The sequence below is a fragment of the Psychrobacter sp. ANT_H59 genome (assembly GCF_008369225.1).
In the GTDB taxonomy this organism is placed as follows: Bacteria; Pseudomonadota; Gammaproteobacteria; order Pseudomonadales; family Moraxellaceae; genus Psychrobacter; species Psychrobacter cryohalolentis.
The window spans coordinates 120,223-133,378 of sequence record NZ_VOBE01000007.1; the positions used below are offsets into that span (position 1 = coordinate 120,223).

General features: G+C 43.2%; 10 protein-coding genes. 4 read left to right on the plus strand and 6 right to left on the minus strand.

What is annotated here, in order from left to right; genetic code table 11:
• Nucleotides 1-12: 12 nt before the first annotated feature.
• From FQ083_RS11515 to FQ083_RS11535, 5 genes are all read right to left on the minus strand, one after another.
• On the minus strand, nucleotides 13-183 hold the full coding sequence (locus tag FQ083_RS11515) for a DUF2256 domain-containing protein (RefSeq protein WP_010196547.1): 171 nt from the start codon (nucleotides 181-183) through the stop codon (nucleotides 13-15).
• A gap of 29 nt (nucleotides 184-212) precedes the next feature.
• Nucleotides 213-1,235, minus strand: a complete 1,023-nt coding sequence (locus FQ083_RS11520) for a PD40 domain-containing protein (RefSeq protein ID WP_149409939.1) — start codon at nucleotides 1,233-1,235, stop codon at nucleotides 213-215.
• Nucleotides 1,236-1,476: 241 nt separating this feature from the next.
• On the minus strand, nucleotides 1,477-1,965 hold the full coding sequence (locus tag FQ083_RS11525; protein WP_149409940.1) for an META domain-containing protein: 489 nt from the start codon (nucleotides 1,963-1,965) through the stop codon (nucleotides 1,477-1,479).
• A gap of 350 nt (nucleotides 1,966-2,315) precedes the next feature.
• On the minus strand, nucleotides 2,316-3,428 hold the full coding sequence (locus FQ083_RS11530) for a lipase secretion chaperone (protein WP_149409941.1): 1,113 nt from the start codon (nucleotides 3,426-3,428) through the stop codon (nucleotides 2,316-2,318).
• A 151-nt stretch (nucleotides 3,429-3,579) separates the two neighbouring features.
• A complete protein-coding gene (locus FQ083_RS11535; RefSeq protein ID WP_011512811.1) occupies nucleotides 3,580-4,635 on the minus strand; it encodes a lipase family alpha/beta hydrolase in 1,056 nt (351 codons plus the stop codon).
• Nucleotides 4,636-4,946: 311 nt separating this feature from the next.
• Between FQ083_RS11535 and map the strand changes: the two genes are divergently transcribed.
• Nucleotides 4,947-5,738 carry a type I methionyl aminopeptidase gene (gene map, locus FQ083_RS11540; RefSeq protein ID WP_379607884.1) on the plus strand — a complete coding sequence of 264 codons (792 nt, stop codon included), beginning with the start codon at nucleotides 4,947-4,949 and terminating at the stop codon, nucleotides 5,736-5,738.
• Nucleotides 5,739-5,911: 173 nt separating this feature from the next.
• Nucleotides 5,912-8,653 (plus strand): [protein-PII] uridylyltransferase, encoded by a 2,742-nt coding sequence (gene glnD / locus FQ083_RS11545; protein ID WP_149409942.1) that lies wholly within the window; start codon nucleotides 5,912-5,914, stop codon nucleotides 8,651-8,653.
• 8 nt (nucleotides 8,654-8,661) lie between these two features.
• Here the strand turns inward: glnD and FQ083_RS11550 are convergent, their stop codons facing one another.
• Nucleotides 8,662-9,330 (minus strand): hypothetical protein, encoded by a 669-nt coding sequence (locus tag FQ083_RS11550; RefSeq protein ID WP_149409943.1) that lies wholly within the window; start codon nucleotides 9,328-9,330, stop codon nucleotides 8,662-8,664.
• 294 nt (nucleotides 9,331-9,624) lie between these two features.
• Here FQ083_RS11550 and dapC point away from each other — a divergent pair, with 294 nt between their 5' ends.
• Together dapC and FQ083_RS11560 are read left to right on the plus strand one after the other, a co-directional pair.
• Entirely contained in the window at nucleotides 9,625-10,863 is a 1,239-nt protein-coding gene (dapC, locus tag FQ083_RS11555) for a succinyldiaminopimelate transaminase (RefSeq protein WP_149409944.1), read from the plus strand.
• Between the two features lie 324 nt (nucleotides 10,864-11,187).
• Complete coding sequence (locus tag FQ083_RS11560) at nucleotides 11,188-13,131, plus strand: DUF294 nucleotidyltransferase-like domain-containing protein (RefSeq protein WP_149409945.1); 1,944 nt, start codon at nucleotides 11,188-11,190, stop codon at nucleotides 13,129-13,131.
• Nucleotides 13,132-13,156: the final 25 nt, after the last annotated feature.

The window sequence follows — 13,156 nt, forward strand, 5'->3', positions numbered from 1 at the left end:
CATCATTAACCCCTATTTATCTTCTTTTTGATGATCCAATCCTTCATACTTTTTCACGCGGCGGCATTGGTCGGAGCAATAGACCATGCTCTCCCAGTTTTTATCCAACTTTTTAGTCCAACTAAATTCGCGCTCGCAGACAGGGCAGAGTTTTTTGCGGACGTTCTTCTTTTTATGCGCCATGATATTTACCTTTAAATTAAAAAAATCGCTTAACGACCCCAAATTGGTGAGCGAATTACCCCGCCCGTTTTACTGCTAATCGCATAACTGGTATTCCCTTCGAGAGAATGGATAACCAAGCTGCCGCCACTTTGACTGCTTTGACCGCCTACTTGTCCACCCAAATTTGACTGACGCGTCGGATAGAGGGCGTATTGTCCAGAAGGTGATAGGCGCGCAGGCTCATCGAGTCCCGTTTCTGCCAGATTGATGACTTGTCCTGTGGTAAGCATCATTACTGCCGCCTTACGACCATTGAGATATGCCAAACGCTGACTATCTAAGCTAAGCTGAGGACTGGCAGCATAGCCTCCCGTCAATATCAGCGCGGCGTTGCCCGTGGCAAAGCTATAACGATAAATGCTTGGGCGACCAGCGCGGACTTTATCACTGGTATAGACAAAGCTCTGCCCATCGCTGTCGTAGCTTGGCTGCACTTCAGTACTCGGTAGCGTGGTGAGCTGTTTGGTACTGCCATCACTGAGCTGCATTTCATAAATATCGGCATTGCCGCCGACAGTTGAGCTATAGAGCAGCTTTTTACCATCCGGTGAAAATGACGGCGATAAATTGCTGCCTTCTGCATTGACGACCAAATTATGACTACCGCTTCTGACATCATAAATATAAATCTTTGGATGCTGACGCGCGGCTTGTTTGCTATAAGCGAGCATTTGACCATCCGCTGACCACGTAGGCGCGTAGATATAGCCATTTAGCTGATCAATCAATTGACGCCCGCTACCATCGGGGCGGATACGATATAGCGTCGAGACCTTGGCAGCACCCACGCCTTGCTCCTCTACATAAGCAATATAGCCTTGTCGATCTATTGCTGGCATGCCAATAGTGAGCGGATTATTCATAGCCATCGCGCTAGGCGCTTTGGACAAAGCAGTTGGCATGGTCTGGCAGCCTGTTAATACCGCCAGCATTGAAAGCATAATAATAGGAACAGTACTGTTTAGCCTACGAATATTAACAGTCGGTTTTAAGACAGTGGTTTTTAACATAAGATAAAGTCCTATAGATTCATTCGATATGAGCTATTTAAAACGTGCAACTTACTATTAATAATATTAAGTAGAAGAGTGCTGAATGAAATATAAGTCATCAGGAACAGTGATGTCGCTAGTGTAACGCAGATTGGTCTCTTCTTTTAAACAAAAATTTTAGACGAAAAAATGCCCCACTGCTAAGTGAGGCATTTTTTATATACGGTTATAATATAACGGTAGTAACTGACTGTCTCTATTATTTAGCAACCGCTTTAAAATGAGCGACTTGACTGCTATTTTTGATGGTCAAGATAGGCGTGTTGTTTGCATTGGTGCTGATGCTATATTTACCTTGTACCGTAGCAAGCGTCGCTGTATCAAAGCTGGCTTGCGGCTCAGGGCATGCCATCATAGTAGATAGAACATTGCCTAATACAACATTGCCATTTACAACTTTATAGTTAGAACCCATATTATTACAAGTATTGACAAACGCAACACGGTCATTGCCGTTGTCTTTGAAGAATTTTAGGGTAAGTGGTTTGGCTGGATCAAAGAATAACTGAGTGACTTTATCGCCATTTGCGCGCTTTGCATCAACCATCTGCCAATCATATGCTTGTAGTGCATTAGCAGTAATCGGTTGAGTCACAGGTGCCGTTACGATAGGAGCAGTTTGGCAACCAGCAGCCAATGTACCTACAGCAAGGGTCGCAGCCATCATCATTTTAGTCATGTTTTTCATATAAACTCCTATAAGTTTCAAATATTAATATACAAAATAAGATATTCATTGTTTATTATTTTAATCAGTAGCGTTTGCTCTGATCAATTTGTTGTTTTCTTTAGTCTAAACAATGAGGCTATTATGCCCATTTCTCATAAGCCTATCATGATAGATTGAGTACCAATTAACGCTATCTTTGTACCATTTTACGGTATTTTTGCTAACATGCCTTGCTAAGCCAGTTATTAACTGCTAACACACAATCTTTTATCTTATTCTTAAGAATTGCTTTACTGCCTAAAAGCTTATCAAGCTATATTTACGGTTTTTACTTACCTTTGAATTCATATCTATAGCCTGTCTTTTGGTTAATTTGTATCGGCAGCTTTCTGCTGTTGTAGAGCGGCATAGCCTGTTAAACGCTTGCGTTCAGAGTCGTTGAACAGTTGCCTTTCAATCTGATTGATTTGAGCTTGTGATTGCGTTTGTGATTGACTAGTACTTTGTTTTAGAAGCTGCTGTTTTTGTGCTTGGTACTGCTTGAAACGCTTATCGAAGCTAGCGTCTGCTTGATCTACTTGCGCTAAGCGTGCTGCCGCTGGTGCACCGACCAGCTCACGACGCATATTATACAGCGCTTCAGGTGTGGCACCTTTTGCTTGCATTTGCTCTGTACGCGTCATCAGCTCGTTTAGATTGGCTTGCTGGGCGATATTGGTTTTGGTTGCATTGTCTGGCATACGACTGATGTAATCTTGTTTTGCGGCATCTTTTTGCGCATCAGACAGCTGGGAATTCTGACTGATTCTGACCATCTCCATACTATAGTCGTCATACTCATCTTCTGTCCCAAAGAAGGCGATAATGGTTTCTTTATCAAAATGCTGTTGGCGCAATCTAGCGACATCTTGTTTCTGCTGAGCGACGACACTTAAATCCAGCTCGCCACTTTGGGTCGCTTGCAATTGCAGCGTACCGTATTTTTTCTCAATCTCAGGTATGGCCTTGAGATAAGCCACATATTGATCAAATATAGCCACCGCTTGACTGGCGGCTGGCTCTGGCGTATGACTGCGAATATAACTCTCTACGCGAGCGTAAATAGCTGATTCCTCTTCTTCACCAAGCGCTGACAAAAAATAATCAAACAAACGCCTTAAGCCTTCTGTGACGACCAGTTGCTTGTTTTCATCAATAATAATCTCACCATCGACATCTGTCCCTTGCAAGGAGCGCGGTAAACTCTCAAGCCCTGTGGTAAATTTAATCGTATTTTGATTCGATTTTTGGCTCATATTGCTATTAGAGCTCGCTTGATCTACGGTATTAGCGTTAGCTTGATTGTCTAGCGTTATAGCATCCGCTTGAGAAAAAGCGTTGCTATTGTTAACAGGCTTAAACCACCAAATAATCGCTACTATTAGAACGACTATCACAGCAATAATAATGGACAATAAGGGTGAACGGCGATTATTTGACATAACGACAATATCTTATTTAATCAATCGGTTTATGTAGAGATTTATGATAAATAAAAATGGATAAAGAAAAAGGGTCATTTTAGTATTGACCCTTTTTCTATAAAAGCTATGAATCATAAAAGCTGTGAATCTGCTAACTCATCTATAAATGCTATAAATTGGCTTTTTTCAAGCGATTGACTTGATCACGATACAAGGTTTTTGGATCAGGCTGCCCCCATGCGGTCAAACCCAAAAGCTGGTTGGCTGAATCTAAGTGATTCATACGATAATCATCTCGAATCACATAACCCAGTCGGCTTGAGCACGCAGATACCAAGCCATCATTTGGATCATTGTCAAAGCTTGTTCCTGTGAGCGCGAGCATATAATCACTAGGATCAAGACCATTGGTTATTTGCCCAACACCACTAAATGAGTAATACTTGATACCATTGGCTTCAGTGCCAGTAGGCTGTCCACAATAGCTGGTCGGCATCGCCGCAGGAAATTTAGCATTAAACTTGGCAGCACCATCAGTTGATAACGCGACAGCTGTATTCCAAGCTTCTTGTTTATTGAGTTCTGTCGGGCTCGTACCTGAACCGACATCCGTAACGCCACCGAATAGCTGAAAGAACACAGATACCGCTTGGGTAGCCAAGCTATCCTCAGAAAGTGTTTGCATAACAGCATCCGCCGTTTTTGACCCTTGCTCTGGACTGCCAATCGCAGTGACAGAAGCAACATATTCTGGTGCCACGCCAGCGACATAACGAATATCAATACCACCTTGGCTATGACCCAATAAGTTCACTTTTGGGCTGCCTGAAATGGCACTGATGGTTTTTATTTTCTGTAAAAGTTGCTCGCCACGAATTTCGCTATTGTTAAAAGAGGAGGTTTTTGTGGTATATACTTGACTGCCACCGCTCATGAGTGTTTCAGGAATACCATAAAAATAATCAACCAAGCCGAACATCTTAGTAAACCCTGCCATACCATGTGCGAGTACTACTGGGTATTTGGTTTTGGTATGGTCTGAAGTGAAATATTGACTACTTACGAGCTGGCAGCCGTCAGCATTGGCGCAGTTATAATACTGTCCAGCTGCCTGAGCAGAGGTGGCTTGCATAGTCATCAAAAGCGCACCGGTGACAATGGCACCTAATGACGGTAAAAATGCGCTCGGCGTTAGCACAGCGCGCAGAGAAGGTTTTAGAGTCATAACAACATCCTTGTTATTGTAAACGTGATTCTATCTTTATATTGCCTTATCTTTTGCATCCTGCACAAAGCTATAAAGAGGTCTGCTAAATCATTTAGCGAACAAAATTACAATACTTATATATTCTGTAACATTCAACTTTTTTTTGACATTAGCAGCCCTATCCTAGTGACTATATAGTCACATTAGCGTATATAAAGTCATTTAATATCAATACGATTGAAATATTCAATAACTTGCATTCAAGCAGCAACTTGTGCGTTTATGCTATAATTGATGACCTAAATTCTATAACTATAAGTACGACGATGATGACTAAAAAATCTCTTATTCAATCTCCTGAAGCCATAGAAAAAATGCGCGTGGCTGGTAAACTTGCCAGCGATGTCCTTGTGATGCTTGATGAGCACGTCAGAGTGGGCATCAGTACTGAAGCACTGAACCAAATTGCCCATGATTATATCGTTAATGTGCAACAAGCTATTCCTGCACCGCTTAACTACAATGGTTTTCCAAAATCTATCTGCACCTCGATTAACCACGTGGTTTGTCACGGTATTCCATCTGAAAATAAATTGCTAAAAGACGGCGACATCATCAATATCGATGTGACCGTGATTAAAGATGGCTATTATGGTGATACCTCAAAAATGTGGATCGTCGGCAATGGCTCTATCATGGCGCAGCGTATCTGCAAAGTAGCACAAGACGCCCTATATGCTGGCATGAGCGTGGTTAAAAACGGCGCGCGTTTGGGCGATGTTGGTGCGGCTATCCAAGCAGTGGTTGAGCCTGAGCGTTTTAGTATCGTGCGTGAGTTCTGTGGTCACGGTATCAGTAATGAGTTCCACCATGAGCCGCAAGTCATGCACTATGGACAAAAAGGTACAGGGTTTGAGCTAAAAACTGGCATGACTTTTACCATCGAGCCTATGATTAACGAAGGCAAATGGCAGACTAAGATTTTACCGGATGAATGGACTGCTATCACTAAAGATCGCAAGCTATCCGCCCAGTGGGAGCACACGATGGTCGTAACGGACAATGGCTGTGAAGTATTTACCACGCGCCCTGAAGAAGATTTGAGTTTTTTGACTCAGTAATACAATAAAAGATCGCTTAGGCGGTCTTTTTTTTCGTCTATTATTAATGGTTGTCCCCCACTATTCTTGATGGTTTTTTATCTTTATACTTTCTCTATCTTATTGATCGCTTTTTATTTTTAGCGCTCCTTATTTACTGAACTAGACTTCAAACTTTTAACTGGATAAATCTCATGTTTAACTGTGATGTCACCGCTATTGATTTGACACCGATGCCTTTGTTTTCAGCAGACAATATGACAACTGCCTCTTTATCAACAGACACGAGCGTGGTAGAAAAATCGCTATTTGGTATTCCTGAATGGTTGCTTCAAATAAATGACGATATCAGCCGCGCACTCGAACGTGGCGTCAATATCCGGCAACTGGTTAGCGCGCGTGCTTGCGTGATTGATGATTTATTGATCGAATTATTTAAATGCTTTGGGCTTGATAAGACGGATTTGGCACTGTTTGCAACTGGTGGCTATGGTCGCGGTGAGTTATCGCTACATTCAGATATCGATATTTTGCTACTGATGCCACATGATATTGACGCTGATACCAGTAGTAAAATTGATAACTTGGTGGCACTCTTATGGGACATTGGACTTGAGCCTGCGTTATCAGTACGCAGCGTCAGTGACTGCTTGGAGGCGGCGCTTGACCATACTATTGCCAGTGCATTATTAGAGGCTCGCCTATTAATAGGCAATGACGCCTTGCAAAATGTCCCGCACCAAATAGTAAACAATCAATGGTCCCCGCGCTCGTTTTATGACGTAAAAATCGATGAGGCAAAAGCACGTTATTTACAGCACAATGCCACAGAATATAATCTTGAGCCCAATATAAAAACCGCCCCTGGTGGTCTGCGCGATATCCATATTATTGGCTGGGTGACCAAACGCTATTTTCGGGTCAGTAAGCTCTATGATCTGGTACAACAGAACTTTTTGACTGAAAAGGAATTCGATGAATTAAGCTTTTCAGAAAACTATTTATGGCAGATACGGCACTACCTGCACGAACTGACTGGTCGCAATGAAAACAAGCTGTTATTCGATTATCAGCGTGAGATTGCTCAACTGATGGGCTATGAGACCCAGACAGATGATCAACCAAATGCTGCGGTAGAGCGCTTTATGCGCGATTATTACCGCTGTGCGATGCAAATATCAACATTGTCTGAAATGCTAACCAATCACTATTACGAAACCATCATCGAGGCGCAGTTGCCTGATGAAGAACGCCCAAAAAAACAGCCTATCAATGCCCGCTTTAACCAAGTCGGCGACCAAATCGCAATGGCGCATCACAGAGTATTTGCGCAGCATCCCGAGTCGATTTTAGAGATGTTTTTACTTATGGGTCAGTATGGCATCAAGAATGTCCGTACCCATACTTTGCGCGCGCTAAAAATTGCAGCGCGTGGTATTGATCAGGCTTATCGCGACAATCCTACGCATCAAACCTTGTTTTTAGCCAATTTAAAAGAGCAGAATTATCTCTTTCATCGCCTGCGTACCATGAATCGCTATGGCGTGCTTGGCAACTATATCCCCGCCTTTGCTCAAGTCACTGGTTTGATGCAGTATGACTTGTTCCATCGTTATACGGTCGATGCCCATACCTTATTTTTGATTCGTATTCTGCACCGTTTTACGGATCCGCATTTTTATGAAGATTTTCCCCTCGTGAGCTCCATCTTTCAGCGCATCGAGCGCAAAGAGATTTTGGTATTAGCGGCGATGTTTCATGATATTGCCAAAGGTCGTGGCGGCAACCATAGTCAACTTGGCGAAATCGAGTCGATTGAGTTTTGTCTGGCTCATGGTATGAGTACTGCCGACGCCAATCTGGTTGGCTGGTTGACCCGTTATCATCTGCTGATGTCAATGACAGCTCAGAAAAAAGATATCTCAGACCCAGAGGTTGTGACACTATTTGCAGATTTGGTGGGTAACGTCACCCATCTAAACCATCTGTATGTCTTAACCGTCGCTGATATGAACGCCACTAATCCACAACTTTGGAACAGCTGGCGTGCGACACTTATGAAGCAGCTATATTCGCAAACGCGCCGTATTTTGCGGGCGGATATTGATGCCCCAACCAATCGTCAAGATATGATTAGTGCCACACGCAAGCAAGCACTAGTGATGCTAGATAACGTCGACAATCAGCATATGAATCGCGATGAGGTGCTGAGATTGTGGGATGATTTGGGCGATGAGTATTTTTTGCGTGAAATTGCAGAAGATATCTTATGGCATACTGAAGCGATTTTGAATCATCCGCCTATAGGTCGAGCGTCAAATGCTGATAGTCCGCCATTAGTCGTTCTACGTGAGCATCGAGAACTAGCGCTTGATGCGGTACAGGTTTTTGTTTATACCCAAGATCAGGTCAATTTGTTTGCGGTGACTATGGCCGTATTCGATCAGATGAATCTTGATGTATTGGATGCCCGTATTATCACAGCGACCCGTGATTTTGCGTTGGATTCTTATGTACTACTCGACCGTAGCGGTACTTTACTGGTCGATAGCGATAGCCAGCAAGAGCTTAAGCAACGATTGATTGATGCCTTTAAAAATCCTACCGCGCCCAAACTGACGCACAAACGAATTCCACGCCAGCTCAAACATTTCGATGTAGCAACGACGATCAATTTTGAGTTCAATGATGCCTCAAGTCAGCACATCATGAGCTTAGAGACCCTTGATCAGCCAGGTTTACTTGCCCGTGTTGGACAAGTATTTTTGCAGCAGCAGATTGAGGTACATGCCGCGCGTATTACTACGCTTGGCGAGCGTGCAGAAGACATGTTTTATATCAGCGATCAAAATGATCAAGCACTGAGCGCTGATAAACTTAAGACGTTAAAAACGGCACTGATAGACAGTCTTAGTGTCCGTAATGATAGAGTCTAGCTTATTTTCTATATCAAGCTTTTGTAGATGATGCCACGTGCATATTCCTTCAGCGCATCATCGGCAAGCTCTAGAGGCAGTATATCGGCTTCCACCTTTTGGTCGCCATACATCAAGCGTCCCGCATCGACCTCCTTTTGTAGGAGGCGGTGCAAGCTGGCCAAACGAAATTCTGCATTATAGTATCGGTAGATTTGCTTCAAAGTAATAGGTGCTTTGGCGTGGACATCGCGATACAAGCTATCAGAAGCCAAGATAGTCATCTCATTAAGCGTCTCTTCACGCGACAAATCGGCTTGATTGATCTTATATTGCAACTGCCTAGCAAGTCTGTCTTTAAAACTCAGCATCACAATAAAAATTAAGGTTTGTATGACAAATAAAGCGATGTATTGCCACAGAGGTAACGATATATCTAGCAACTTGCTAAGCAGCATGAGTACCATGGCAACGACTATATAGCTGACCAATTGCCAGAGCAGCCACATCATAAAACTGTTATCGCCAAACCAAAACATTTGACGTTCTCGTAACAGTGTCAACTGCTGGCGTGATTTCCACCAAGACTGTTCACGCTGCTTTAACTGCTTATAAACGTCAAGGCTTTCATGATTATCAAAGTATTTTTCATTGATATCCTTAGCATCGAGACTGTCCGTTTTTAACATACTAGACATATCAAATTATTCCTAAAATACGCTGTCAGAAAAGCCAGCATTTATCTTTACTTAGTAATACAGACATCACATCGCTTTTATAATAACGCGTTACGATATAGTCACATCATTACCTATTTACACAGCCATATAGTTAAAATAACAATGCTTAAATACCCTCTAGCCAAGCCATTACAAAGCACTATAAGGAAATATAAGAAGAAAAAGACAAAAAATAAGAGAAGTGCTACACTGCTTAAATGTAATTTTTCTTTATAACTTTATTATTAACTGTCTATTATAGTTAGCCTGCCTATGAATCACAACTTGACGTCCCTACACCCTTATCCATTCGCTAAGATGGCCACTTTACTGGCTGATAGTACTCCAGCCCATAGCTATGATGAAATCAAACTGGGTATTGGTGAGCCAAAACATGCGCCGCCTGCCTTTGTTCTGGACGTACTACGCGAAAACTTGGACAAAATAAGCCATTATCCGACCACAAATGGGCTGTTTGAGCTGCGTCAAACCATTGCTCATTGGCTTGAGAAGCGCTTTTTCTTAAATCACCTCAATCCTAATACGCAAGTATTGCCAGTAATGGGCACACGTGAGGCAATATTTAGTATCGTGCAGGCAGTGATTAATCACGAGCCAGAGACTGTTAGTCAGACGGCAACGCTCAACCAATCGCCTACTCCTACGCCTATAGTAGTTATGCCCAATCCCTTTTATCAGATATATGAAGGGGCGGCGATATTAGCGCAAGCAACGCCTTATTTTATCCCTTGCACCTCAGACAATAGCTTTAAGGGGGATTTTCGTAGTGTGCCAAAAGACGTCTGGACGCGTACACAGCTCTTATTTGTCTGTAGCCCAAACAACCCAACCGGTTCAGTGATGACGATGGATGACTGGGAGCAAGTGTTGCGCCTATCAGACCAATATGGCTTTATCATTGCCAGCGACGAGTGTTATAGCGAGCTGTATTTTGATAAAGCGCCAATAGGCTTGCTGCAAGCCTGCGCTGCCCTTGGTCGACACGATTTCAAAAATTGTCTGGTGTTTCACTCTTTATCGAAGCGCTCAAACCTACCCGGTTTGCGCTCAGGCTTTGTAGCTGGTGATGCCACTATTTTAGATTCTTATCTGCAATACCGCACTTATCAAGGCTGCGCGATGCCGATACCTCATCAGCTGGCGTCGATCGCCGCTTGGGAAGATGAGAAGCATGTGGCACACAATCGAGCGCTGTATCAAGAAAAGTTTGCACTCTGGATGTCGGAGCTTGGAGAATTACTGGATTTACGTATGCCTGAGGCAGGATTTTACTTTTGGATAAAAGCGCCTGAGCAATTCGGTGGTGATGATGAATTATTTGTCAAAGCACTCTATGAGAATGCCAATATTCATGCGCTTGCCGGACGTTACCTATCACGCGAGGTCAATGGTGAAAATCCGGGGCAAGGCTATGTGCGTATTGCTTTGGTGGCAAGCGTCGAGGAAAGTCGCGAGGCAATCAAGCGCATTCGTCAATTACTCGGTGCTTAAAATCGCTATTTAAAACGCATTAAGCTTAACAAACCGCCAATAACCACAATAATATTATGGTTATTGGCGGTTTTCTGTTAAAGAATGCTATAGTAAGTCTTATAGCCGAATCATACAGCACCGCCATTTGATGATATATAGTCAAAATATCTCAAAAACGCTACAGTGCTGCTGATATAAATTTTTTGCAGCCTCTGTCTGCGCAGTCACAGCAAGCAAGAAAAATTAATATCAGCAGCACTTGATGTATCGATATTACTTTTCCCTGACTGTATTTATCATACTTACATCCCTCTTATTGCTTATGCCATCAAGGATGATGCCATGCCCCATCTTGATTTTACCCAGCCACCATTTGATGTATTAAGTGCCGCTGAACGCCAAAGTATCAAAAAAAATACCCAAGTGCGTTATCTTGCCAAAGATGAGATGTTACCAGCGGATGATTTGCAGTACTTCTATGTGGTGCTTAAAGGTCATGTCGAGCAGCTGTTAGATGGTGATTTTGTCGCCTCTTATTTGGGCAACAACCATACTGCCCATCTTAATAGTAATGATTGGTTTGATAGCAGACGCTCACCAAAGTCGCTCATAGAAGATGGGCTGCAAGAAGATAAAAACATTGATTCGCAGCCGGCTGCTTATCAGTTTCGCGCTGTCGAAGATACTTTATTGCTGCAAGTAAATGGGGTAACCATTGATAAAATCGGTGCCCAAAACCATTTCGTACGCCAATTATTATCAGAAAATCTGCCTGAGCGTTTAAAAGCTTTACAGCTGAGGCATGGTGGGAAAAAACTTGACGCTGCCAGCTATGACGACCCTCAGGAAGTACAGCAAATCATGCTACAGCCGGTGATTGATATTACTTTACTACCAGTCCATATCGTTGACGCAGACGATAGTCTATATCAAGCAGCACGTACCATGACTGAGGCTGGATTGAAGCATGTTTTGATACGCCCACTAGGACATTTACAAGATAAAAATAGCTCCGATCGTACCTTGGGTATCCTCAGCGATAATGATATCTGCCGCGCCGTCAGCGACCAACAAAACACTGTTACAACGCCTTGTCAAAACTATGCAAGTTTTAATCTGCGAACCATTAACGCTGATAATGAGATTGGTGATGCATTACTGACCATGACTCGCTATCGCATTCACAGGTTACCAGTAATAGATACTAATGGTAAAGTCATCGGTGTGCTTGCACAAGGCGATATGCTTGCTCACATTGGTCATCATTCTCAGCTGATTAGTATTCAAATTAACCAAGCCACAGATTTGCCAAGTTTGGCGACTGCCGTTGAGCTCATCGGACGCTATATTCGCGCTCAGCATCAAAACGGTATCAAAATGGGCAACGTCAGCCGCATGGTACAAACCCTTAACGCGCAAGTATTTACCAAACTTTGGCAACTCATCGTTCCTGATGAAGTAATGAAGAATAGCTGTGTTATTGTCATGGGTTCAGAGGGTCGCGGCGAGCAAATCATGCGTACCGACCAAGACAATGCGCTCATCATGCGTGATGGTTATGACCACCCTAAGCTGGCACAATTTGCCAATACCTTTAACCAGCACTTAGCAGATCTTGGCTATCCGCTTTGCGATGGTCATATCATGATGACCAATCCCATGTGGCGGCAACCATTAAAAGCGTTTAAAGCGCAGATTAGTCTATGGTTTAAAAACACAGACCCAACGCACAGTATTTATTTATCCGCTATATTTGATGGTGAATATGTTTGCGGTGATGAAACACTATTGACGCAGGTTCGTGAACATCTAAAGACGGCCCATAGGCAGTCAGACTTGATGTTCGTGCGCCAATTTGCACGAGCAGCGCTGCAGTTCGGCGATATCAATCAATGGTGGCAAAAGCTAGTACCGTTATTGGGTGGTAAACCCAGCTCTTATACTATTGACCTCAAAAAAGCGGGTATCTTTCCATTGGTACATGGTATCCGTACCTTGGCGTTAGAAAACGATCTCTTTACCGATCCTAGCAGCAAAGGTCGTCTGAAAGCTTTGGTTCAAGCTCAGGCCTTAACCCAAGAGCGTGCCGACACCTTACTTGAGGCATTAGAATTCTTTATGGCGCAGCGCCTATCAGTCGCGCTATTGACAGACAATAAGCATGCAAAAGAAGTCAATCCAACGACCTTGTCTGCCCTTGAGCGTGATTTATTAAAAGAGTGTTTGGCGGTAGTAAAAAGCTTTAAAGACCAGTTAAGCCGACATTATCAGCTTGAATTTGGTTAAGCTAAACCGGTTAGCCTTGGAGATA